This is a genomic window from Mucilaginibacter straminoryzae (assembly GCF_022953055.1).
Taxonomy (GTDB): domain Bacteria; phylum Bacteroidota; class Bacteroidia; order Sphingobacteriales; family Sphingobacteriaceae; genus Mucilaginibacter; species Mucilaginibacter straminoryzae.
Genome location: NZ_JALJEJ010000003.1, coordinates 507,779 through 532,390 on the forward strand (window position 1 = coordinate 507,779; position 24,612 = coordinate 532,390).

General features: G+C 45.2%; 25 protein-coding genes. 9 read left to right on the forward strand and 16 right to left on the reverse strand.

What is annotated here, in order from left to right:
- Positions 1-68: 68 nt before the first annotated feature.
- The 9 genes from MUY27_RS09255 to MUY27_RS09295 all read right to left on the reverse strand — a co-directional run bounded on the left by MUY27_RS09255 (position 69) and on the right by MUY27_RS09295 (position 7,311).
- Complete coding sequence (locus MUY27_RS09255; protein ID WP_262918299.1) at positions 69-743, reverse strand: cytochrome c biogenesis protein; 675 nt, start codon at positions 741-743, stop codon at positions 69-71.
- 116 nt (positions 744-859) lie between these two features.
- Positions 860-2,053, reverse strand: coding sequence for a carboxypeptidase-like regulatory domain-containing protein (locus MUY27_RS09260; RefSeq protein ID WP_245129725.1), 1,194 nt, complete (start codon positions 2,051-2,053; stop codon positions 860-862).
- Positions 2,054-2,123: 70 nt separating this feature from the next.
- Positions 2,124-2,807, reverse strand: a complete 684-nt coding sequence (locus MUY27_RS09265; protein ID WP_245129726.1) for a heme exporter protein CcmB — start codon at positions 2,805-2,807, stop codon at positions 2,124-2,126.
- Positions 2,808-3,224: 417 nt separating this feature from the next.
- A complete protein-coding gene (locus tag MUY27_RS09270; RefSeq protein ID WP_245129727.1) occupies positions 3,225-3,800 on the reverse strand; it encodes a hypothetical protein in 576 nt (191 codons plus the stop codon).
- Positions 3,801-3,860: 60 nt separating this feature from the next.
- Positions 3,861-4,046 carry a hypothetical protein gene (locus MUY27_RS09275; RefSeq protein WP_245129728.1) on the reverse strand — a complete coding sequence of 62 codons (186 nt, stop codon included), beginning with the start codon at positions 4,044-4,046 and terminating at the stop codon, positions 3,861-3,863.
- An 871-nt stretch (positions 4,047-4,917) separates the two neighbouring features.
- The gene (locus MUY27_RS09280; RefSeq protein WP_245129729.1) at positions 4,918-5,355 is read right to left on the reverse strand and encodes a hypothetical protein; all 438 of its coding nucleotides are present in this window, start codon (positions 5,353-5,355) and stop codon (positions 4,918-4,920) included.
- 6 nt (positions 5,356-5,361) lie between these two features.
- Positions 5,362-5,691, reverse strand: coding sequence for a gliding motility protein GldC (gldC, locus tag MUY27_RS09285; RefSeq protein WP_245129730.1), 330 nt, complete (start codon positions 5,689-5,691; stop codon positions 5,362-5,364).
- A 6-nt stretch (positions 5,692-5,697) separates the two neighbouring features.
- The gene (locus tag MUY27_RS09290; protein WP_245129731.1) at positions 5,698-5,967 is read right to left on the reverse strand and encodes a hypothetical protein; all 270 of its coding nucleotides are present in this window, start codon (positions 5,965-5,967) and stop codon (positions 5,698-5,700) included.
- 3 nt (positions 5,968-5,970) lie between these two features.
- Entirely contained in the window at positions 5,971-7,311 is a 1,341-nt protein-coding gene (locus MUY27_RS09295; RefSeq protein WP_245129732.1) for a DEAD/DEAH box helicase, read from the reverse strand.
- Positions 7,312-7,501: 190 nt separating this feature from the next.
- Here MUY27_RS09295 and MUY27_RS09300 point away from each other — a divergent pair, with 190 nt between their 5' ends.
- Together MUY27_RS09300 and MUY27_RS09305 are read left to right on the forward strand one after the other, a co-directional pair.
- Entirely contained in the window at positions 7,502-8,836 is a 1,335-nt protein-coding gene (locus tag MUY27_RS09300; protein ID WP_245129733.1) for a dihydroorotase, read from the forward strand.
- 79 nt (positions 8,837-8,915) lie between these two features.
- Positions 8,916-9,686 (forward strand): copper homeostasis protein CutC, encoded by a 771-nt coding sequence (locus tag MUY27_RS09305; protein ID WP_245129734.1) that lies wholly within the window; start codon positions 8,916-8,918, stop codon positions 9,684-9,686.
- Here MUY27_RS09305 and MUY27_RS09310 read toward each other — a convergent pair.
- On the reverse strand, positions 9,672-12,494 hold the full coding sequence (locus MUY27_RS09310; RefSeq protein ID WP_245129735.1) for a TolB family protein: 2,823 nt from the start codon (positions 12,492-12,494) through the stop codon (positions 9,672-9,674). The genes MUY27_RS09305 and MUY27_RS09310 overlap by 15 nt on opposite strands.
- Before the next feature lie 111 nt (positions 12,495-12,605).
- Between MUY27_RS09310 and hscA the strand changes: the two genes are divergently transcribed.
- Entirely contained in the window at positions 12,606-14,462 is a 1,857-nt protein-coding gene (gene hscA, locus MUY27_RS09315) for a Fe-S protein assembly chaperone HscA (RefSeq protein ID WP_245129736.1), read from the forward strand.
- A gap of 66 nt (positions 14,463-14,528) precedes the next feature.
- Here the strand turns inward: hscA and MUY27_RS09320 are convergent, their stop codons facing one another.
- Positions 14,529-14,819, reverse strand: a complete 291-nt coding sequence (locus tag MUY27_RS09320; RefSeq protein ID WP_245129737.1) for a hypothetical protein — start codon at positions 14,817-14,819, stop codon at positions 14,529-14,531.
- A gap of 93 nt (positions 14,820-14,912) precedes the next feature.
- Here MUY27_RS09320 and MUY27_RS09325 point away from each other — a divergent pair, with 93 nt between their 5' ends.
- Positions 14,913-16,064: a tetratricopeptide repeat protein gene (locus MUY27_RS09325; RefSeq protein ID WP_245129738.1), complete on the forward strand. Its 1,152-nt coding sequence runs from the start codon at positions 14,913-14,915 to the stop codon at positions 16,062-16,064.
- On the opposite strand, the gene MUY27_RS09330 is transcribed toward MUY27_RS09325, so the two are convergent.
- From MUY27_RS09330 to MUY27_RS09345, 4 genes are all read right to left on the reverse strand, one after another.
- Positions 16,061-16,645, reverse strand: a complete 585-nt coding sequence (locus MUY27_RS09330; protein WP_245129778.1) for a riboflavin synthase — start codon at positions 16,643-16,645, stop codon at positions 16,061-16,063. The genes MUY27_RS09325 and MUY27_RS09330 overlap by 4 nt on opposite strands.
- Positions 16,646-16,770: 125 nt before the next feature.
- Positions 16,771-17,256 carry a hypothetical protein gene (locus MUY27_RS09335; protein ID WP_245129739.1) on the reverse strand — a complete coding sequence of 162 codons (486 nt, stop codon included), beginning with the start codon at positions 17,254-17,256 and terminating at the stop codon, positions 16,771-16,773.
- A 150-nt stretch (positions 17,257-17,406) separates the two neighbouring features.
- On the reverse strand, positions 17,407-17,886 hold the full coding sequence (locus MUY27_RS09340; protein ID WP_338042660.1) for an NADH-quinone oxidoreductase subunit B: 480 nt from the start codon (positions 17,884-17,886) through the stop codon (positions 17,407-17,409).
- A complete protein-coding gene (locus tag MUY27_RS09345) occupies positions 17,867-18,484 on the reverse strand; it encodes an NADH-quinone oxidoreductase subunit A (protein ID WP_245129740.1) in 618 nt (205 codons plus the stop codon). The genes MUY27_RS09340 and MUY27_RS09345 overlap by 20 nt, the downstream gene beginning before the upstream one ends.
- On the opposite strand from MUY27_RS09345, the gene MUY27_RS09350 reads away from it, so the two are divergent.
- From MUY27_RS09350 to MUY27_RS09360, 3 genes are all read left to right on the forward strand, one after another.
- Positions 18,483-19,688 carry a BaiN/RdsA family NAD(P)/FAD-dependent oxidoreductase gene (locus MUY27_RS09350; RefSeq protein ID WP_245129741.1) on the forward strand — a complete coding sequence of 402 codons (1,206 nt, stop codon included), beginning with the start codon at positions 18,483-18,485 and terminating at the stop codon, positions 19,686-19,688. The two genes, MUY27_RS09345 and MUY27_RS09350, sit on opposite strands and share 2 nt — an antisense overlap.
- 70 nt (positions 19,689-19,758) lie before the next feature.
- Complete coding sequence (locus MUY27_RS09355; RefSeq protein WP_245129742.1) at positions 19,759-20,985, forward strand: glycosyltransferase family 87 protein; 1,227 nt, start codon at positions 19,759-19,761, stop codon at positions 20,983-20,985.
- 88 nt (positions 20,986-21,073) lie between these two features.
- Positions 21,074-21,652: a helix-turn-helix domain-containing protein gene (locus tag MUY27_RS09360; RefSeq protein ID WP_245129743.1), complete on the forward strand. Its 579-nt coding sequence runs from the start codon at positions 21,074-21,076 to the stop codon at positions 21,650-21,652.
- A gap of 3 nt (positions 21,653-21,655) precedes the next feature.
- Here MUY27_RS09360 and MUY27_RS09365 read toward each other — a convergent pair whose 3' ends face one another.
- Positions 21,656-22,330, reverse strand: coding sequence for a hypothetical protein (locus MUY27_RS09365; protein WP_245129744.1), 675 nt, complete (start codon positions 22,328-22,330; stop codon positions 21,656-21,658).
- A 37-nt stretch (positions 22,331-22,367) separates the two neighbouring features.
- On the opposite strand from MUY27_RS09365, the gene MUY27_RS09370 reads away from it, so the two are divergent.
- On the forward strand, positions 22,368-23,381 hold the full coding sequence (locus MUY27_RS09370; RefSeq protein WP_262918300.1) for a threonine aldolase family protein: 1,014 nt from the start codon (positions 22,368-22,370) through the stop codon (positions 23,379-23,381).
- A gap of 96 nt (positions 23,382-23,477) precedes the next feature.
- Positions 23,478-24,563, forward strand: a complete 1,086-nt coding sequence (locus tag MUY27_RS09375; protein WP_245129745.1) for a DNA topoisomerase IB — start codon at positions 23,478-23,480, stop codon at positions 24,561-24,563.
- The last annotated feature ends 49 nt before the right edge of the window (positions 24,564-24,612 follow it).

Genomic DNA, 24,612 nt, shown 5'->3' on the forward strand with positions numbered 1-24,612 from the left:
TGGTGATGAAGCTATCATGAGCAACAGCCTGCTGCTTAACGTCAGGCACAGCTCTTGAGCTTCTTCAGTTAATCTATAGCGTTCTTTTTATATTCAAGTAAACTAATGCGGTAGCGCAAAGTGGCAATCCACACCCCGATGAGGCTCCAGGCAATAAACGCCGGGTAAAGTACAATCCGCATGTGATTATCCATATCCAGCTTACCAAAAGCAGGGTTACCGCCATTGCCAGGGTGAAGAGAATCTGTTTGCCGCGGCAGGATCATGATCAGCACGATCATTACCGGGAAAGCGAAAATATTGTACACTGCAGATATCCGCGCCCGCTTTTGTTCTTCATCGATAGAATTGCGTAGCACCAGGTAAGCGCAATAAAGTAAAAAGGCAATAGCCGCACTGTTTTGCTTCGGGTCGTTACTCCAGAATTCGCCCCAGGTAAATTTGGCCCACATCATACCGGTAACCAACCCTACAGAGAAAAAGAAGACACCGGTATTGGCACACTCAACGGCAATCAGATCATACTCCGGCTTGGCGTTCATCAGGTACTTGATACTGTAGATCACTGAAATGGTAAATACAGTGAACATGGCCATCCACATGGGCACGTGAAAGTACACGTTACGGATAGTTTCATGCAGAATAGGCATGTGAGGCACATTTAACAACAGGCCGGCTATTAATGTGTAAAGAACAATAACAACAGCCAGCACCTTCCACCAGGTTTGGTATATGAACTTCATGATTCGAGAAAAACGGAGCAAAGTTAATCAAATAAGCACTGCATACTATGCTTGCATAGAATTTTTGTAATTGTGCTACCCGTAATGATTTTTAGCTACAGAAGTTTTAACAAATATCAGGGTTTGCTATCACCGGGCGCATAATCTACGGGGAGCAGCTCTGCAATCTTACTCATGATCCAGCTGCCTTCATACAACACACTATGCGGCGAAATAACCACCCCATTGTTATCAATCAGGGCGTATTGCGTATAGGGGGTGATGATACTGGCCTCGTAATTGGGCATATCCAGCGGGCGGTAAAAATCTGCAAAATCTATCTTCTCCATCCGCTTCTTGTAAATCACATATAGGTAACCAGGGAATACCAGCGCGTACACACCCGGTTGTTCTGTTTGCCTGATCAGATCCTGCGGTGTTACCGGCTGTGGCATCAGTTGCTCAATGTACCGGTGCATCTGCGATTGCTCGCGCCAGAAGTTCAGTGAATCGCGCGGACCGGCATAGGTAAACTTCTCTAATTTTTTTTGAATTAATTCTTCGGGTGCCCGTTGAGGGTTTGGCGCCCGCTGCAGAATGCGCACTTCAAAACCGGGCTCGCTTAAATTGCTGGCTAATAATGAGCGGTAGAAGTGCATGGCGGAACCGTAATAGATTTCTTCGCGACGTGCCTGCCATTTCTTCTTCTCGTCCGCACTACCGTTCAACTCCTGGAACAGCACTTTTCCCTGCCACGAGATCACATTCTCGAGATGATCGCTTTTAAACTCTTTCAGCAGGATACGCAATTTATAACCCAAGGCGCGGTTTTCAATATCCAGGAAATCATAAGAGTGCCCTTCCAGGTATTTCTTGGTTTTGTGGTTGATCAGCACCAGATCTGTCGGGTTCAGGATCTTACATTTCTTGGCATCATCACCCGTCCCGATAAAATCTTTAATAAAATTAGCGTAGTTCAGCTTCCAGTTGCCACCATTAGTAATTACCACTTCCCTCAGTTCCATCACCTTGGGCGTCATGGAAGCCTGGATCTTTATGGGCTCTTTACCCACCAGGATAGTTTGTGTATAATCTTCGTAGCCCACCATCGTCACCACCAGTTCGTATTGACCGGGGCGGATACCACTAAGGGTAAAGGTGCCATCGTCGCCAGAGACGGTGCCTACCGTGGCATTACTTAAAAATATACTGGCCTTAGCCAGGCCGTTCTTGCTGTCTTTATTAAAAACGCGACCGGTAACCGTACCGTATTGCGCGGAGGCAGTTAGCGCTGTAAGGATAAAAAAGGTAAACAGTGCGATATAACGCATAAGAGAAATTTCCCCGCAAGTTTAAATTAAAAACATGAAGCCTTGGTGAACGTAAAAATAGGATTTTGAATTAATCCTGCCAGAGGTAAGGAAACAAAATAAGCGATGCCCCTACCACGATCACGTTGATGGCTGCCAGGACACCCAGGTTGCTATAACTTGCGCTGCGCTCCAGCCCATCCATTGCGAACTTGCTGCTTTTAATCAGCAGCAGGATCACGGGGATAATCACCGGGAAGCTCAACACTGCCATCAGCGTACCACCGTTGCCTGCTTTAGCCGCAATAGCAGCGATCATGGTAAACACCGTAGCAAAACTAACGCTGCCCAGCAGCACGATGAGGAAGTAATAAAGCGGATCGCCAATGGTATTGGTGAAGAAGATCATGTACATACCGATAGCCAGTATGCTTAGTAAAGCCATCAGCAGGGCATTGTAAATAATTTTTGAAAGGATAATGGCCTGCGGACTGGCAATAGAATAATAATACAGCATGCGGCTGCGGCTTTCCTGCATAAAGCTTTTCGCCATAGCATTTACCGCTGCAAACAGCATAATGATCCAAAACAGCACGTTCCAAACGATCGGGTAGCCTTTACTTTGCGTGAAACCGGCTGACAGGTTGAAGGCAATATAGCAGACAAACACCGTAGAAGCGATATAAAGCAGCACCCCGTTAAAGGCATATTTTGAACGCCACTCGAGCAGGATCTCTTTTTTTAACAGGTGCTTGGTCTGACTGATAACCGACATTGCCTGCAAAGGTAACATTTAGAAGCAAGAGATAAGAAGCAAGAGAACAGAGTGAGGAGCAGAGTGCGGGGCGCCGAGGACAATGACTGATGACCAGTGACAAGAGCGGGGAGCCGAGAACAATGACTAATGACTAATGACAAGAGCGGGGAGCCGAGAACAATGACTGATGACCAATGACAAGAGCGGGGAGCCGAGAACAATGACTGATGACCAATGACTAATGACATCCTTAACCGGTGGCTGGCAAAAACCAGTTCGCCACGTCTGCCGCATTCGCCGGATTCGCCATATCCGCCACATTTACCGGGGCAGCCACAGGTTTTATGACTTTTAAGTTAGGATTACTGCCATTTTCGTGACAGTGTTGACCATACAATTATACCCCGGCACGCGTTCGCCAGCAGTAGAAATTATTTATTTCCTTTCAGAAAAAAATCTAAACAAGCTATTGATATTTATACCAACTCCTCCAAGGTTAGGTTCTAAAATTATAGTATCGTTTAAAATTTTCCCTATTCCCGATCTTAACTCCTTTTTAACTTTAAAATCTTTGATTTCCTTTTTTTCTTGTATATCATTAAAAATCTTTTCTATCAATCTAATTACATCTTGGGGCGTTTTACAAACTTTGCCAATCTCGATGAAAATTAATCTATCTTCAGGTATCTTCTCTCCTTTAGTCTCCCTATTATTTCTCTCTACAAAATACTTAGGGTGTATAGTGGTAATCATTAAGGCTGGGAGTAGATTTTTAGGATCGATACCATTAATCGATTCCCATGATAATAATTCAGAATAAAAATGACTTTCGGGAAATCCTTGAATTACTATTGAATCGTTTCTTGCAGCAAATTCTGCTATTTTATCAAAACTACCTCTTAAGACATTTCCAATCGGTTCATCCCAATTATAATAATCTAAAATATACAAGTAATAACTTTTCGTAACGTTTTCCGGAATTTCCGCCAATGAATGAATTTTTAAGCCCATAATTTTCTATTACTCACATTTGAGTTATGTCAACAACTTACCTCAAATGCTGGATGACTATTAAAAAACAACATACAATAGAACCGCCACTATCAGCATGAGGACATAACCGGTCCAGGCATTCCGTAAAGCGTATTTCTCGATGTTGTAGTCTTTACAACCGCCGCGAAAGCCCTTTACCGTCCAAAAGAAAAACGCACCAAGCCATTTAGAGGAATAATAAGATGAAAATAGACCGTCGCTCATGATAGTGAAAGATAAAACGGTCGTCTCAGAAATGCAAATGGTTCGTTAAGTGCAGACAAAGATCCTGAAACAAGTTCAGGATGACGTGGTTTAACTTTAGCCTAATGAGGAAGAATGTCAACCAGTCGAAGGGTAAAACAATAGCTAACGCGTCGACGGCCTCAGCATGACAAGGGGGATCATATTTGTAGATAGGTCACCCTGAGCTTGTCGAAGGGTAAAATAAGGGAGAACGCTTCCCGAAACTGGTTCGGGACAGGTCTTTGAGTTCACCATGACGAGGTTTTTGATTGCTGCTTCTACCCTTCTTTATCCTGTCATTCCGGGTGAAACGAGGAATCTTCTTCGCTTTTAAACGGAAGAAGATGCTTCGAGGGCCTCAGCATGACAAGGGGGATCATATTTGTATGATTTGTCACCCTGAGCTTGTCGAAGGGCAAAACAAGGGAGAATGCTTCCCGAAACTGGTTCGGGACAGGTCTTTGAGCCCAGCACAACAAGGGGGATTATATTTGTATGATTTGTCACCTGAGCTTGTCGAAGGGTAAAACAAGGGAGAATGCTTCGAGGGCCTCAGCATGACACGGTTTTAATGTTGTTTCCACCCTTCTCTCCATCCTGTCATTCCGAGTGAAACGAGGAATCTTCTTCGCTTTTCAACGGAAGAAGATGCTTCGAGGGCCTCAGCATGACAATTTGGATCATATTTGTATGATTTGTCATTCTGAACGAAGTGAAGAATCTTCTTCCAAATGAATTTCAACCAAGAAGATCTCTCACGATGTTCGAGATGACACAGTTTTAGTCAAGAAACAACCCTTCTAAATGCTTAGTTAGCCGATCTTCAAGACTGCTTGACTTCGTGCCCCTCCTACTGCAACTGCTGGTTGTTCCTGCTGAAATCGGCAATGCCGGGTTTGTCTTTACCTAGGTTTCCGAGCACAGCCAGTATGGCGCCTGCAAACAGCACATACCAGCCCCATTTGTATTTAATCAACCGGGCCAGGCCTTGCGCAATGCCTTTGAATGGGATAAAACTAAAGCTGGTTTGCACCTTCATAAAGGCGGCAATCAGCAGCAGCACCACCAACACTAACGATACCCATGCCGCCCCTTTCGAGATCAGCTTTTGATTGATCACCGTACCTGCCAGCCCGACGATTGCTACCACCAGCACCACAATGCCATAAGGTTTATTGGCATCAAACACGTTCCAGTTAAATAAACCGAAAGGGCGTAATATCGGGCAGTAAGTACCGGCTATAATGGCGATAAAACCAATGGCGGCAAGGATAGCTTTAGGTCTCATATCGTGTTATTTAACTAATTCCATTTTTTCTGCGAAGTGGGCGCAATAGTCGCGCAGGTCTTCTACAATGTTTGTTTCGCCTGTAGCGCGTAAGAAGCTGTCGCCCATGGTCTGCAGGGTTTCGTAGAAGAAACGTTTCATCTCGTCAACCGGCATGTCTTTGGTCCACAGGTCGATACGTAAAGTATTTTTATAACTGGCATCCCACAAGGCAAGCATCATTGATTTTACCGGAAGCTTTTCTTTGTTCTGGGCATCGGTAGATTCCCACATGATGTTTTCCGGAACGTTATTATCGTCTAACTGGATGGTCAGTTTTATTTCAGCTGTTTTCATTAAAAGTTATTTTACCAAAAAGAATATTACGAGGGTCAAAGTTATAAAGCTTAGCTCCACTATCCACACGTTTTTCATTTGCGGGAAGAAATTGCGAAAAATAAGATCAAGAAATGACACTACTACCGCAAACAGCATAAATACGGCACCGATGGTACCGGTCCAATGCTGGTAAATGCCTGTCGCTACCGCTTTACCGCCGTAGACCCAGACATAAATTGCCAGGATGATAAAAAAAGCAGTGCAAAAATTAAGCGGAGTAAGTTTCAGCTTCATGTATTAAAATTTCCTTTTGGGTTTCGTTTTTTTCGACGCATTGCCTCGTGGCCCCGTTGCGCCGGGCTTTTTTGTCGTCTTATTAGTTTTTGTATTAGCCGCTTTCTTTTCGTGGAAGGCCCCTTTAAACTCGGGGTTCTCTCGGCGTTTCTGCATATCAATCTCGCGGGCCTGCGCCTGCCGTTCTTCAAACTCAGGTTTCTCTACAAAAACTTCGGCTGGCAGTTCTTTGACAGGAATTGTCTGCCTGATCAGTTTCTCTATCTTCTTGAGATAATATTCCTCGGCAGGGTTGCAGAAGGTAATGGCCTCGCCAGACTGAAACGCCCGACCTGTACGGCCGATCCGGTGCACATAATCTTCAATCACCACTGGTACATCAAAGTTGATCACATGGCTTACATTGCTCACGTCGATGCCCCTTGCTGCTACGTCAGTCGCTACAAGAATCTTCACCTCGTCATTTTTAAAGGCGTTCATGGAGTTGATACGGGTGTTCTGCCCTTTGTTAGCATGCAGCACCTTTACCTCGTCCTCGTTATATTTTCGCACCAAAAACTTATACACGCTTTCGGCCGAGGTACGCGTTTTACAAAACACAATCAGCTTATTGATATGCTCGGTATTGTCAAGGATGTTGCGCAGCAGGTTGATCTTTGTCTTGACACCAGGCACCATGTAAATGCTTTGCGCTATAGTTTCTGCAGGTGTAGCCTGCGGTGTTACCTCAATAACAGTCGGAAACTCCAGAAAATTTCCAGATAGCTGATGCACTTTAGGCGACATCGTGGCCGAGAACAATAAGTTCTGCCGTTTACGCGGCACCACTTCCAGTATGCGGTTGATCTGCGGCATAAAGCCCATATCCATCATCTTATCGGCTTCGTCCAGCACCAGCACCTGCAAGGGCTTGGTATTAATATGCCCGGCAAGGTAAAGATCCATAAAACGCCCTGGGGTAGCAACCAGCAAGTCGACACCCTGGCCTAATGCCTCTATCTGCTGTTTTGGGCCTAAGCCACCATAAACGGTAAGCGTACGCAGGTCTGTATACGCCGCAAAGGTTTTAATATTCTGCTCAATCTGCATCGCCAACTCGCGGGTCGGCGCCAGGATCAACGCCCGGGGGTCTTTGCCTTGCGCATATTTCAGCTTCATCATCAGCGGCAGCACATAGGCTGCGGTTTTACCCGTACCGGTTTGCGCAATGCCCATTACATCCTGCCCGTTCAATATCGGCGGGATGGCTTTCTGCTGAATAGGCGTAGCCTCGGTATAACCGGCATCGGCAATGGCATTCAATATCTGCCGGTTAAACTTAAAATCTTCAAAAACTACAGCCATAGCCGCAAAGATACCTTTTAGAGAAGCAAGAGACAAGAGCCATGCGACCGAACTTGGAGGCAAGAAACCAGAGACAGGAAACAAGACTCTTTTTTCAAGTATAACAAAGTAATTAAATCTTGGCTCTTGTTTCTTGCCTCTTGTTTCCCATCTATTGGCTCTTGCTTCTAAACAAACTATCTTTGTACCCATGCCGAGTACCCTCATCAAATCAGCCACCGTGGTTAACGAAGGCCAACAGTTTGTTGCCGATATTTTGATCAAAGACGGAATTATAGACCGGATAGACAGTCAGATCGATAGCCATGCCGACCAGGAGATCAATGCCGAAGGTTTATACCTTTTACCAGGTATGATAGACGACCAGGTGCATTTCCGCGAACCGGGACTGACGCATAAGGGAGATCTGTACACCGAATCAAGGGCGGCAGTTGCGGGCGGTATCACTTCTTTTATGGAGATGCCGAATACCGTGCCTAATACGCTGACGCAGGAATTGTTAGAAGAAAAGTATCAGTTGGCGGCGCAAAAGTCATTAGCCAACTACTCGTTCTACATGGGCGCTTCTAATGATAACCTGGACGAGGTTTTAAAAACAGACATCCGGAATGTTTGTGGTGTAAAGGTATTTATGGGGTCATCGACAGGCAATATGCTGGTTGATAATCCGAATACGCTTGAAAACCTTTTTAGCCAATCGCCTACGCTGATTGCTACGCATTGCGAAGATGAGGCGACCATTAAATCTAACCTAGAGCATTATAAGCAACTGCTTGGCGAAAACATTACCGTTAAATTTCACCCAAAGATCCGTAATACCGAAGCCTGCTATCTCTCTTCATCATTTGCGGTAGAGCTTGCTAAGAAGAACGGCACAAGGCTTCACATACTGCATATTTCAACCGAGAAAGAAACGCACCTGTTTAACAATGTGTTGCCGCTGGCGCAGAAACGCATTACAGCAGAGGCCTGCGTGCATCACCTGTGGTTTTCTGACGAAGATTACGAAACCAAAGGCAATAACATTAAATGGAACCCGGCTATTAAAACAGCAGAGGACCGCGAAGGTATTTTGAAGGCCGTATTGGACGGACGTATAGACGTGATCGCTACCGACCATGCACCGCACACCATCGAAGAGAAAGCCAAACCTTACCTGGAAGCACCTTCGGGCGGGCCATTAGTGCAGCATGCCTTACCCGCTTTGCTTGAAATGCACAAGAAGGGAAAAATCACCCTGGAACAGATCGCAGAAAAAACAGCGCATAATGTGGCTATCTGCTTCCAGATAGAGAAACGGGGCTTTATTCGCGAAGGTTATTTTGCCGACCTTGTTTTGGCTGATTTAAACAGTCCGTGGACGGTCACCAAAGAAAACCTGTTATATAAATGCAAGTGGAGCCCTTTCGAGGATACCACGTTTTCGGCTACAATTAAACATACTTTTGTATCCGGCAACCTGGCCTACAGCAACAGCAGTCTGATTGAAAAAAGTATGGGTATGCGTATGACTTTCGCCCGATGATGAGGCTGCTTGTTTTAGATTTTACAGCATAAGTTACTTTTATTGAAATTTATTCGTATAATGTGTAACCCTAATACGAATGAGAAACCCTGTCTCGCTTGAAGTATTTGCCAATTCAGCATCATCTGCTGCGGCTGCACAACTTGGTGGCGCCCATAGTGTATTGCTTTGCGAAAATCTGAACCAGGCGGGCACCACCCCTTCATACGGGCAGATCATTACCGCCAGGAAATCGCTTACCATACCGCTGAGCGTATTGATCCGCCCACGCGAGGGTGATTTTCTTTATAACGATACGGAATTTAACATCATGCTGGCTGATACTGAAATTTGTATTGATGCCGGATGCGATGGCATTGCCGTAGGTGTATTAAATGCCGATGGCACCGTGGATAAGGAACGCTGCGAACAACTAATTGCCCGGGCGCGCAATAAAGGTTTACGTATTGTTTTTCACCGGGCATTTGATACGTGTATCAATTACCAGGATGCCCTGGAAGACCTCATCAGCCTGGGTTTTACACATTTGGTTACATCCGGCGGTAAGACAACTGCCATGGAAGGCGCGGCTACTATCAACAAGCTGGTTTCGCAAGCCGGTAACCGCATCAATATTATTGCAGGGAGCGGCATCACCGAAAACAACGTTAACTACTTACTGAAGTTTACGGGTGTACAAGCCATACAAACATCGGCAAGATCTACCATTTACGGCCGCATGGATTTCCAGAATACACAAATATTGATGGGCAACCGCTCACACTACCTGTATGCTTATGAACAAACAAGCGCCAAAGAAGTTCGCCGCCTGGTAGACCTGCTTAACGCCTCGGCATCAGAAGAGGGTTAGCGGCACTACCAGCTCTATCCTATTCTGTCCCCTGCCGCCCAGGTCTGTATCCAGCAGTCGGGTGTACCTTAAGCCAAAGGTTAACGGCAACTGGTTAAACCACTGGGTATCAAAAAACAACTCCGCACCTGTCGAACGGAAATCACCTTTGAACTGGGTGTTGTTGGTATAGAAATCCTGTGCATGCGAGTAATCAAAATATAAGTTCCCACGTAACCGAAGCAAATAGATCAGTTCACCAAAGCCCTTATCGGGGTAGGCAATCGGGAAGTGATAGTTTGCGCTTACCTTATCCATTTTGTAGAGGTTGTAAACCGTGTACCCTCTCGAAAACGGAAAGTTGTTAGAAAAATCAATCACGGCGTCCTTGCTTCTTTGCTGATGCGCCAAACCAAACACCAGGCTATGGTTTTTACCTAAACCGGGAAAATACAAGTTTGAAGTTGCCAATACCTGGTAGTTGTACTGGCTGATGATCCCCTTCCGATAGCTCAACCCAAATGTCTGTGCCCAACGTGGATAAATATTTTGCACCGGCTGCTGTATCTGGTTGCTGAAGCTGAGATACGTGTTCTGATAAGTAAATGAACCATCTCTGAAAAGCGTTTGAAACGGCTTCTGGAAATGCTGGTTGCTGTAATACGTTTCGCTACCTACGGTAAGGAAAGTAGAATGCGTGCCACCGCTAAAATTTAAAGGCACACGCAAGCCGCCATGTATTTCTGATTCGTTCCAATAAACGTACTGCCCGCGGTAAGTCGCCCGGCGGTCAACCGTGTAATTTACACCACCTACTAAATAAGGGAACCAGGCGCCGAAGGCAGCGTTATAGCCGAACTTTTTATAGCTCTCATCGCGGTTGTAGGTTCCGTATAATTCAGACTGGAAGGTATTGATCACATTCTCGCCCGAGATAGACAGCGTATAATCAGGATCTTCAAAATCTGGCAGTAAGCTATGGAAGTTAAAGAAGTTGTGCAGTTTGCTGTATTTCTTCACCGGATAGTTCTCCGTTTTTACCCTTGCCAATAGGTCAGCCGCCGAATCCTTTTTCAGCGAAGAAATACCATAATCCTGCAGTTGCCCGGTTTGCTCAACAGGTTCCTGCTGTATCTGGTTCAGATCTGCCTGGTGTAACTGGTAGCCATAAGCAGTAAAACTTGCCCAGGCCAGCCGGTTACCTTTTACAAAAGGTTCGTAATTGCCAATGGCATGTTGCAGGGTGTCATTTTGTAAGCGGTACAGCTTTTTATCAGCCATATTCAGTACATACAAGCGATCATTCATGCCCGTAGTACCCGAAAAATAAACCTTATCATCAGCAACGTTTAAAAACGAAACCGGCGCTTTGCTATAGGGCGTTAAGGCTTCAAAATCTCCGCTGGCAGGGTTGATCAAAGCGATGGTCATTGCACCGGACGCATTTCGCACGGCAGCCAATAACTGATCATGGTAAAACTTTGGATAGGTATAAAATAAGTTAGACGGATTAGGTACGGCGTTAATCACCGTGCCGTCTGCGGTATTCAGCACCTGTAAAGTGCTTTTACCTCCCGGCTCTACCTGTACCACCACTATTTTACTGCCATCCTCGCTAAAAGCAGGCGAAAAATATTTTGTTTTGCTGGTGATCTTCTTCTCCGTTCCGCTCGCTACATCCATAATGCGTAGTTCATTATAATTGCGGTAGCCCCAGCGCAGGTCTGGCTTAAAGGAGGCATAAACGATCTTGCCATTGTTATAATCGAAATAGCGGTCGAGCGACAAGTCTTTCACCCTGATCTCTTTTTCATTCCTCCCGTTCCGGATCACAAACGTAGGCCGCTTGCTATACGTACTTTTTACATAGATCAGCGTGCTGTCGTCCACTACGGCGGGATATTCCTGATCGGCGATAAAATGCTGATTCGATTTGTACAGCTGTGATTTTAGGTTTACCGGGTCGACTATCTTCTCTTTAAAATAATCCAGCGCTTCTGAACGGAACTGCTTGTAATCTTCACCCGCGTATTTTTTTATCCCATACTGAAATGGATAAACCCAACGGTTAAATGCGGCTGCGCTATGCGTTACGTTTCGCCAGAACATCGGCCCGTACTTCTCACGGCCATAAGCGTTCATCATATAACCCAGCGGGTACCAATCAGGCGTGTAATCTACATACGAACCGTTGCGCAGCTTCATCCAGCTATAATTCTTCCCCGCTTCCCATATCCCCCTGAAACCATTGAAGAAATAAGGCAGCCGCCCCCTGCCCTGGTCGGTCACATGGGTTTCGTTGAATACAGCATCGCCCTCATAAAACCAATCGGGTATGGCAACAGTATTACCCAGCAACTGTCCGCTTTCGCCGAAAAGAATGTGCAAAGCGCGCGACAGTCCAACATCAAAATTATTATACTGCTGCACGTGCCTAAACTCGTGCGTGGCTAATTGTTCTGCCCAGGGCAAGCTGCCTAACTGAAAGCTGTTCTGTTCGGGTGTCAGGTAAAACTCGCTCCTGAACGGCGCCAGCATCACAAACCCGTTAGAAACCAGTGTCTGGCTTTGCAGCACGATGTTCACTTGCCGCTGTTTTGTACCAATTGTTGGCTTTACCGCGTTATTCATTTGCTGGATGATACTGGCAACACGGCGGGCTGTAGAGTCGGCTCCGGCAGGGAAGATCACCCTTGCGGCAGGCAGGTTGATCTGCTTCCACTTAACCGATGGCGGATTACCGCCGAACTGCTGCGCACGGACAATGATTACGTTAAAAACCAGTAACGTACCTATCAGGATACTTTTAGGGGTAAAAAATTTGAACATCACCGTGAATGTAAATACTTAAAGGCAACAAAGCAAACACGGTCAATATACACTCTAATGACAGTGTATGTTACAAAATGGTATACATTTGCACCTGTTTAATAAAATACTATGGCTAAAGTCTCCATTAACCTGGCTACCGGGTCTTTGCAGCAGGAAGATATTATTGTTGGTATAGACCTGGGCACTACCAATTCGCTGGTTGCATTTATCAATCCGGATAAAAACGCGCAGGTAATTAATGATGCAGGAAAAGGTGTACTGGTGCCTTCGGTAGTACATTTTGGCCCTACTGGCGAGATTACCGTTGGAAATGATGCTAAAGCCTACCTGACGACTGACCCGCAGAATACCATATTTTCTGTTAAACGTTTATTAGGCCGTTCGTACAAAGACATCGAGAACTATAAAGACTTCTTTTCTTACAAAGTGATCGACGATAATTCTGAAAGCCTGGTAAAAATCAAGGTGGGCGATAAATTCTACACCCCTATCGAACTCTCGGGACTGATATTAAAAGAGCTAAAAGAACGTGCAGAACATGCCCTAAAGACGCCGGTTAACCGTGCTGTAATTACCGTTCCGGCTTATTTTAATGATTCGCAGCGCCAGGCTACTCGCGATGCAGGCAAACTTGCAGGGCTGGACGTTTTACGTATTGTGAATGAACCTACTGCAGCCAGTTTAGCGTATGGTATCGGACTGAATCCCGACGAAACAAAAACTGTTGCCGTTTATGACCTGGGCGGTGGTACGTTTGATGTTTCTATCCTGCAGATCCAGAATGGCATCTTCGAAGTATTATCTACCAATGGTAACACCTTTTTAGGTGGCGACGATTTTGACCGTGCGATTGCCGACTACTGGATAGTACAAAATAAGCTGGACAAAAACGAGCTGCAGGCGAATAACGAATTAACCCAACAGCTTCGTCTGAAAGCCGAAGAAGCTAAAAAAGCCTTTGCACATCAGAGCCTGTTCAATGAAAAGATTGGCGATATCTGGTGTACGATGGACCGCACCACGTTTGAGCAACTGATTGCACCTAAAGTAGAGGAAACCATCGACAGCTGCCGCAATGCGCTGAAAGATGCCGGGTTAACCGTCAAAGATATCGACGAAGTAATCATGGTCGGCGGATCTACCCGTACGGCGCTGGTAAAGCAAAAGGTGGGCGAGTTTTTTGGTCGCCCGGTACATGATGATGTTAACCCTGATGAAGTAGTGGCCCTGGGTGCTGCTCTACAAGCCGATATTCTCGCCGGTAACCGCCGCGATATATTGTTGCTGGATGTTACCCCCCTGTCGCTGGGTATTGAAACTATGGGTGGCCTGATGGATGTGATCATCCCGCGTAATTCAAAGGTTCCTACAAAAGCAGGCCGACAGTATACCACTTCGGTAGACGGGCAGGTAAATATGAAGGTGACCGTTTATCAGGGCGAACGCGACCTGGTGAAAGAAAACCGTAAGCTGGCAGAATTCGACCTAAAGGGTATCCCCGCTATGCCTGCAGGTTTGCCGAAAGTGGATATTAATTTTATGCTGAATGCAGATGGCATCCTGAAAGTACAGGCCATCGAGCTGCGTTCTGGTGTGAAACAGGAAGTGGAAGTAAAACCTACCTATGGCATTACGGACGAGCAGGTGGAACAAATGCTGATGGACAGCATCACCCATGCCAAAGACGATGTAAGCCAGCGTATGGCGATTGAAGCCCGTACCGAAGGCGAGCAAATGGTGTATACCGCCCAACGCTTCCTGGAAAAGAACCGCGATTACCTGAGCATTGATGAAATTGCACAAACGCAACAGTACGTAAAGGCCTTACAAGACGTACTGATCAATGGTGATAAAGATACTATCCATAAAAAGATTGAAGAGTTGAACGACTATACCCGGCCGTTTGCCGAACGTGTGATGGATATGGCCATTAGCCAAGCTATGAAGGGTAAAAGTATTGAATAAGTAAAAACATCGCTATAGCAAAAACGCCCGGTATTTCCGGGCGTTTTCTGTTTTATAAAATATTGCTTAGCGACTGCTGATGGCTTCCTGTTCTTTCAGGGCAGCAATATTATTCTTGTTGCTGAATTCGGATGTCTGTTCTGCAAAGCTATCTAATATAGCTGCAATGTTATCCAGGTTATCACCAATGCGCTGGTGCATGTCCGGCAGGTCTTTTTCGAGCCTTCTGTCACCTAATTCAATATTGTCTACTTCAATCTTACTTATCTTCTGCATACAAGCCTGCTGGCTATTTCTCAGATCTTCCAACTCGCGGACGATCTTTTCCATCAACTCGAATTTTTTAAGCTTATCCATGTTTTTAAAATTTAGTTGCTGTTAAAAAACTATTTATAACAAACACTTTGCCATTCCACAATAAACTAATAACTTAGTTTAAAACTAACCGTTATGAAAGCTCTGTTATCGCTGATTGTACTGCTGACGATTTCTGTTACTGCCACCCTCGGACAAAACACTTCAAAAAAAGATTCGCTATTGGTAGAATATTATCAAACGCAACGTTTTGCAGATGCTGCCGATTATCTGAAAAAGCTGTACCCGGAACCGCTGACAGATTCAAAGATCATCTCACAACTTGCGTACAGTTCTAACATGGCTGGCCGGTTAGCGGATGCCGAAGGGTATTACAAACGTTTATACAATGCAGATTCTACCAACCTTTCCATCCTGTTCAATATGGCAGGTATAAACTTCCGCAGGGGTAATAACCAGAAAGCTTTAACCTACTATAAAAAGATCCTGGGTGTGGATAGTACCAACGCGGCGGTGTACAAGCAAATGGCGTTAATATCTACCCAAACAGCAGACATAGCCGGAGCGATTACCTACCTCATTAAGGCCAACCGCTTAAACCCGGAAGATGCCAATACGGCGTTCGACCTGGCGACTTATCTGATCAGCCTGAAAAGCTATGAACAGGCCGATAAAATAATTACCCGTGCACTACAGGCAGATACCGCTAACCTGTTGCTGTTAAAGGGCAAAGCACAAGCGTTATATATGCAAAAGAAATATGCCGAAACCATTACCGTATGTGATAAACTGATGAGTAATTTTGATCATTCGAGCCAGGTGATCACCTACAAAGGAGTTTCTCATTTTGCGTTAAAGGATTATAACAACTGCATCAACACGTTTAAAATACAGGATAGCGTGGGCACGCAGAACGAGACTTCATACTATTACATGGGTATGGCTTACAAGGCGTTAAAGGATCATAACAAGGCTATCTTCTATCTGCAGAAGGCGATAAAGGAAGGTATTTCGGACAATACAGGCACTTACTATGCAGAAATTGGTAACTGTTACGATCAACTTCATCAACCCAAAATGGCGTTGAAGGCCTACCAGCGCGGTATCACCTTTAACGAAACGCCTATGGCTTACTATGCGATAGGTGCTATTTATGATACCGACCTCCGGGACACCGTGAACGCCATCAGGTACTACAGGAAATACCTGCAAATGAAACCACCGTTCGATAAACAAAAGTCATTTATCGATTTCAGCAAGCAACGGATAGAAAGCCTACACCGTTAGCGCTGCATCAACCGGGCAACGTATTTGCCAATGATATCAAATTCGAGGTTAACAATATCGCCTACGCTGATGTTATGCAGATTGGTATGTTCGTAGGTGTATGGGATAATGGCTACCGAGAAACCATCGGGCTTAGAATCCACCACTGTTAAGCTGATACCGTTTACGCAGATAGAACCCTTTTCTACCGTCACATTACCTGTAGCGGTGTCATATTCAAAGGTATAAAGCCAACTGCCGTCAAGCTCTTCAAAAGCAACGCATTGGGCGGTCTGGTCTACATGGCCCTGAACAATGTGCCCGTCAAGCCGGGCGTTCATTTGCATACAGCGTTCCAGGTTGATCTCGTCGCCAATCGCTAATCCACCTAAATTGGTTTTGCTTAGTGTTTCTTCAATAGCAGTGACAGTATGCAGGCCGTCAGCAAGAGCGACAACGGTTAAACAAACGCCGTTATGCGCTACCGACTGGTCTATCTTTAATTCAGAAGCGATGCTGGAGGCTACGGTAATGTGCAGGTTGCCCTGATCCTGATAAAGATCAGTAACAGTGCCCAGGGTTTCAATAATTCCGGTAAACATATGTTGATGATCCGCCATTGCGGAAATTTTTCGCCTGCAAAGCTAAATCATTTTCTAATGTTTAGGCCTGCCAGGCATTCAGCCGCTTGTAATATTTTCAACAAGAAAAAGCGGGTGAGCGGAAATCAGATCAACGCAGGTGTTTTTTTCGGTCCGATGCGGTAGTATTTACCTGCCATTACGGCAATGGGTAAACCAATACAAAATACTAATGCGCCAAGGCCTACTGCCAAACTATATAATGTTAAAGGCTTATGGCTCTTGGGTGTGTTGCTTAACGGCAGCACCACATAATTCATGATAACCCAAATGCAGAAGCCGTACAAAAAGGCGATTAGCAGCTTATTGCGAAACACCCGGCGGATATTAGGATACAAAATAAAACCGGTAGCGGTGTAAATGTAGGCAATGAGGTAATGAAACAATACGCCCAGCGCAACCATAGATTTACCACCCGTAAAAGCCGCCGTTCCGAATACGCCACTGGCGATAAAGCGAAAGATCATTTCCGGAGAAGCACTTCTGCTGAAGATGATAGCCGCTAATGCATCCATCGTGCCTGCTAACAAAAAAGTAAGCAGCAGCGTAGGGTAAAATTTTCTTGGCGCCACGGAGTTTGTTTTAAGTAAATAATTGGTATCGTAAAACTACTGATTAAATAGCGTAAATAAAAGGGTAATTTCCAATTAGTTAAATAAAAGCAGCAGCGAGCTGATTAGTTACAAAAGAGTATTGAAAAGATTCGACGCTAAAGAAAACGCTTACATTATAAGCACGTTCTCGCCATCAATTTTCTTTTGCAGTTCCAGTACAGCGCCAATGAGGGATTCCGGACGCGGAGGGCAGCCTTGCACGTAAACATCAACAGGGATTACCCGGTCAACCCCTTTTACTACATGGTAGCCATGTTGCCAGTACGGGCCGCCGCAATTGGAGCATGAGCCCATCGAGATCACATATTTCGGCTCTGGCATTTGCTCGTAAAGGCGTTTGATCCGTTCCGCCATTTTAAAAGTTACTGTACCTGCAATGATAATCACATCCGCTTGCCGGGCAGACGGTCGGGGGAATACACCAAAGCGCTCAAAATCATACGTAGAGGCGTAAGAACCCATCATTTCAATGGCGCAACAGGCAATACCAAAACTTAACGGCCATAGCGAAGACATACGTGCCCAGTTAAGTAAATCGTTAAACTTGGTAACTACAATACCACCGTTCTCATTCATTTCCTGTGTCATTGCCGGGCTTTTTAAAACTTGGTTTAAACATGGGTTTACGCACTGCTGTCTCCGCCTCAACTACTGGCTTAGCGATCTCTTCCTGTTTAACAGGCTCCATCGAAAAGGGTCTTACCTGGTAGGCTGATTGTTCGCGGTTAAGCTTTTCATATAATTCTGCCGGTACCTTTGCGTCCGTTTTGGGCAGAACAATTTCTGGCTTAATCCAGTTCAGGTCGCCTTTGCGCCATACATAGGCTAAACCCAGGATCAGTATCCCTACGAAGATAAACATTTCCACCACCGTAAATTTAGACCAGGATGGATATACCTGGTTAATTTTGCCGTCTGCAAATACCGTTGCCCATGGGAAAATAAATACCATTTCCACTTCAAAAAGCAGGAAAACCAACGCAATTACATAAAATCGCGGGTTGAAAGGAATCCAGGCGTTACCGGTTGGTTCCTCTCCGCATTCGTAGGTGGTCAGCTTTTCGGGATTGGGATTATTTGGCGCTAACAGCTTGTTTGCCAAAGAGGCGGCACCCGTCATGACGATACCTACAATTAAAAAGATTAAAATCTTTCCGAATTCTGATATTTGCGCTTCTGGAGCCATGGGTACAAATTTAACAAAACAAAACCGCTTTGATGCCATAATTATTGGTGCAGGTGCATGCGGACTAATGTGCGCGGTGCAAGCGGGTTTTCTGGGTAAGCGTACCCTTATTTTAGAACATAACGACAAACCAGGAGCAAAAATTCTGATCAGCGGCGGTGGCAGATGTAATTATACCAACTTGCATACCACGGCCAATCAGTTCATTTCACAAAACCAACACTTCTGTAAATCGGCTTTTGCGCAATGGACTGTTGAGGATACCATCACTTTTTTTGAAACGTATGGTATCAATGGTGCCGAAAAAACTTTAGGCCAGTTGTTCCCCGAAAGCGGTAAGGCCAAAGACGTGGTAAAGGTTTTTACGGACCTTTGCGAGCAACTGGATCAGGAGATCCGGCTGAACACCAAGGCAAAGGCTATCACCCCCATTAAAGATGGCTTTACGGTAAGTTACGAACGCAACGGCAAATCAAACGAACTATATGCACCCAAGGTAATAATGGCAACCGGCGGGCTGCCCATCAGTAAACTGGGCGCTACAGACTTTGGGATGCGCACCGCACGTACGCTTGGTCTTACAGTTACGGAGACCGCCCCTGCGCTGGTGCCTTTAACCATTACAGGCAAACAACAGAGCTGGTACGAGCAACTTTCTGGCAGCAGTATCTTCTCGCGCGTATGGAACGAAAGGGCCAGCTTCGAAGAAAACATCCTGTTTACACATTGGGGATTAAGCGGCCCCGCCATTCTGCAGATCTCGTCCTACTGGAAACCCGGGGAAAGTATATTTATTGATCTTTTGCCGAACCGATCTATAGTGGACATCATCCTCCAGGAAAATCCTAAACAGTTACTGCAAACTTTACTTTCAGGGCTTTTCACCAAAAAATTTGCAGAAGCGTTAGGTGTTTATCTTCCCATTCAAAAAAACCTGGCTTCACTTTCAAAAGCCGACTTGCAAAACATCGAAACGCTGATCCACGAGTTTAAAGTTACCCCTGCCGGAACCAAAGGATACGACAAAGCTGAAGTGATGCGCGGCGGCGTTTCTACAGACGAACTTTCTTCTAAAACCCTCGAAAGCAAAAAAGTACCAGGCCTATTTTTCGGCGGCGAATGCGTGGATGTTACCGGCTGGCTGGGCGGGTATAATTTCCAGTGGGCATGGGCATCAGGCTTTGTTATTGCGCAGAATATCTGATTCATGTCATCTCTGATTTTAACCATTGTTAATTCATGATTAAGAATTAACTTCGTAACAGATTTGTTGCATGAAGAAACGTTTCCCCTTTTTAAACAACTACTGGTTAGTATGTCTGTTATGGATACTTGTTGCCATTTTTTGCTGGCAGTATAAATATTTCCATCATCGCGAGAATAACTACCTTATCTTCAAATATGTCTACCATCACACGGTAGCCGAAAAAAATCTGTATAGCATTTACGAGTCTGAATACTACGACACCAACCACTACGGCCCGGTGTTCAGTGTGATTATTGCCCCGATGGCTATTCTGCCAACCTGGGCGGGGTTTTTAGTCTGGTCTGTACTGAATGCTGTTGTGCTGATATGGGCGATCACTTTGCTCCCAATAGATCAGAAAAAGAAGAATTTGCTATTGCTGCTTTGTGCTATCGAGTTTGCAAATGCAGAACACTATATCCAGTTTAATCCTATTGTAACGGCGTTTATCATATTCAGCTTTGTTTTTGTTGAACGTAAAAAAGAAGAGTGGAGCACCTTTTTTATTGTGTTGGGAACACTGATTAAGATCTACCCTATTGTTGGCCTGGTTTTCTTTCTTTTTGCAGAAAACAAATGGAAATTCATCTGGACGGGTTTAATGTGGCTGGCCATATTTTTTGTCTTGCCAATGGCTATTTCCAGTCCGCATTTTATCATCCAATCCTATGCAGACTGGTTCCATTCACTACAGGAGAAAAATGCCATCAATGTGGGGCTGAAAACATCGCAGGATATTTGCCTGATGGGTACTGTCCGCCACCTGCTGCGCAATCCAAATGTTCCGAACTTGCCATTTTTAATTGGCGGTGCCGCTATTTTTGGCACTGCGTTACTAAGGTTAAAACAATACCAATCGCTTACGTTCCGCCTGCACATACTGGCGTCTGCACTGATCATGGTCGTGATCTTCAGCACCGGGTCTGAACACCCCACCTATATCATTGCCGTAACAGGCGCATTTTTATGGATGCTTACGCAGGACGAACCTTTCAGCAAAAGAAATATTGTTTTACTGGTGCTGTTGCTGGTGATTACTGGCCTCGGCCCTACTGACGCGATGCCGCCTTTCATTCGTCGTGGCTATATTAACAAGTATGTGATGAAGGCCTGGCCATGTATTGTTGTTTGGTTTATCCTTTCCTACGATCTCATCTTTAAAAATTATCTCGGGAACGACAAAAAACAATCGGCTAAAAATCTGTCACCGGTTAATGAAACCACTTCTATAGCAGCTCAAACCGCGTTGTCGTAAAGTTGTCGCAAAGCTGACGGTTCCATTTCTGATTAAAACAGCAATTGAGCCGCTATATTTGCCTAACCTCTTACATCACACATCATACATGACAACTGCTGAAAAAATTAAGCAACTGAGAATTGAAAAAGGCTTAAGCCAGGAAACGTTAGCAACACAAGCCGGCCTAAGCCTCAGAACCATCCAACGCATTGAAAACGGGGCTACATCGCCTTACGGAGATACGCTTAGAAAAATTGCAGGTGCGCTTTCTGTAGAAACTACGGATTTAATTATAGGAACGGTGAAGTCCGGGCCGAAATCAAAAAACGGCACCCTTGGCCTGATTAATCTCACTGCTTTAAGCTTCATCATATTCCCGTTTCTTAGCGTGATTGTTCCGTTGACCATCTGGATACTTAAAAGAGAAGAATTGCGCGATCAGGAACTGGAAATAAAAAAAATGCTCAACTTCGAAATTACCTGGAATATCGTTTTTGTTATAATTTACATTGGCGGAATCATGGGTAAGATCGGCCATTTACCCCATTTAGGAAATGTTGAAACTGTATTGTTGTCTATCCTAAGTATGTACGTATTGAATTTCCTGCTGGTAGCAGCAAATTCGATCAGAAGCATGCTATCGAGATCGACCTTTTATCAGCCCGCAATAAAATTTATAAGGTAACGCTTACTGATGCGAAGCCTTTACCTGCTTAAAGTAGTTGATTAATTTATCCAGGTTACCCATGCCGAAACGGTGCGCTTTAATTTGCTCCACTACTTCGGGCTCATCGCCCATAATTTCGCTCATTACATCTTCGAAATTCTGGTAGTTCAGTTCGGTCAGTTCGGCAGTGTTCACCCCGAAGTAATAAACAGCTTTGGAACGGCCGCCATTACCACCACCGCCGCCCAGCGAGATCCCGACACCACCACCCGCATAACTACCGCCGCCTACACCCAGACCAAACCCCGGGGAGAAATGTACCCCGCTACCGCTACCCTTTCCCGATGATCCGTTCAGTACGTATAGTTTCAGCTGCTCGTCTAATGCTACTTTTACAAAATCCAGTTCATGCGCCCAGTTTACGCCATTAGGCGGATGCGCCACCACGAAGCTATCTTTCCCGGCCACAAACCATTTCAGGTCGCTGCAGCTAAGCTTTATTTCATTGGCATCTTTATTTGTTTTAAAAGCTATAAAACCTTCATCCTTAACCGGCGATTTGCCACCCGGGTTAGGGTTGATCAGACCATCCATCCGGTTGTTCTTGATATCCATAAAATAGCCGGGCTGCCATTTTTGTGATTTTGCTGATACAACAACGAGCATCAACAATAAAATGATTAAAATTGAACGCATAACTAATAAATACAAATAACGAAGTTTTATACCAATTATGATAACTGTTGATCTGCGCAGCGATACCGTTACAAAACCTACCCCAGGCATGCTGGAAGCCATGTGGAGCGCTAAAGTGGGAGATGATGTTTTTGGCGAGGACGAAGCCATTAACGAACTGGAAGCAAAAGCTGCGGCGATGTTTGGCATGGAAGCAGGGATTTTTTGCCCGTCTGGCACCATGACCAACCAGATCGCCATTAAATGTTTCACCCAACCCTTAGACGAACTGATTGCCGACCAGACTGCACACGTTTACCGTTACGAAGGCGGTGGCATTGCATTTAACTCCGCAGTATCTACCCGTTTATTAAATGGCGATCGCGGCCGGTTGACGGCAGAAATGATCGATCCCGAAATTAACGCAGAAAATATTCACTACCCGCATACCAGCCTGGTAGTGCTTGAAAATACGGTAAATAAAGGCGGCGGCAGTTGTTATACCTTAGAGCAGATTGCACCTATCGCTGAACTTTGTAAAAAGCAAGGTTTAAAACTGCATCTCGACGGCGCGCGGATCTTTAACGCACTTGTACAAACCGGAGACCAAGCAGTGGATTATGGTAAATACTTCGATGGCATTTCTGTCTGCTTATCTAAAGGATTAGGCGCACCGGTTGGCTCTGTCTTACTGGCAGACAAGGCAACCATCAAATATGCACGCCGCATTCGTAAGGTATTGGGCGGCGGTATGCGCCAGGCCGGGTTTTTAGCTGCAGCAGGAAGCTACGCCTTAGACCACCATGTGGATCGACTGAAGATAGACCATGAACATGCCCATATCCTGGCAGAAGAATTGGCAAAATGTGATTGGGTAACCAACGTTGTTCCGGCTGAAACGAACATCGTGTTGTTCGATACCGAAAAACCTGCCGAAGAAATATTGGCTAAATTAGAAGCACAAGGCATTAAAGCAAACGCAACGGATAAACATCGCATCCGGTTTGTCTTACACCTGGATGTTCACCCGGAACAGGTAGAGCATACGGTGAAGGTGCTTGGTAGTATTTAATGGTTAGGCGGTAGCTCCATAAAGCTTTTTATAACGAACTTACTGACTAACGGTCTATTAAAACTTAAACCTTAGGCGTGTGTTGTAAGAATAATTATGAACCGCCTGGTAAAGAAGCTCGAAAAGATTGGCCGCGACCCTGTAGTAACCGCAAAAGCTGTCGGATTAAGATATGTTGCTGATAGCTCTCCGGGTTATACCCGTAAAAAATCGGGTAAAGGATGGAGCTATCTCGATCCGCAAGGAAACACGGTGAAGGATAAAGAGCTGATCCAACGGTTCAACAAACTGGTGATCCCGCCTGCTTATACCAACGTTTGGATTTCACCGTATGAGAATAGTCACCTGCAGTTCACCGGCGTAGATGCTGCCGGGCGTAAGCAATATCGCTATCATGCGGATTGGAATAAGATCCGAAATCAATCTAAATACCATCGCCTCCAGGCCTTTGCATCACATATTCCTGCTATCCGGGAACAGGTAGCGAGGGATTTGTCCCGCCGCGACTTAGATCATGATAAGGTTGTCGCCTTGGTTGTGAAACTAATGGAGCTGACCAGCATCCGGGTTGGAAACGAATCCTACAAAAAGCTGTATGGTTCTTTCGGCTTAACCACACTGATGGACAAACACGTAAAAATCGAGGGTTCGCAGATCAATTTTGCCTTTAAGGGAAAAAAGGGCGTTTACCATAAAATCAACCTGCAAAGTAAGCGCCTGGCCAGGCTGGTGAAGCAATGCCGCGATATCCCCGGTAAAGAACTTTTCCAGTATTATGATGAAAATGGCGACCGGCAAACCATTGATTCCGGCGACGTAAACACCTACCTTAAAAATATTACCGGCGAGGATTTCACTGCCAAAGATTTCCGCACCTGGGCTGGCAGTGTGAGCGCTTTGTTTGCGTTTAAAGAAGCCGGGGAATATACCAACCAGAAAGAATGCCGAAAGAAGATTATAAGTGTGTTAGACGAAGTTGCCCTAAACCTCGGCAATACCCGTACGGTTTGTAAGAAATATTACGTACACCCAAGCGTAATTAAAAGCTATGAGGATGGAACCTTGTTCAAATACATACAAGGTTTAGATGAGGATAAAGAACATGTGGCATCTGAACTGAACGAGGCTGAGCATGCTTTGTTACGAATTATAGAAAACGAGAAGCTGGCCGAAGCCAGCTGAAGAATGTAACTTTTTTGTCATGCTATTGTAATCGAAAATTATTTCGTAG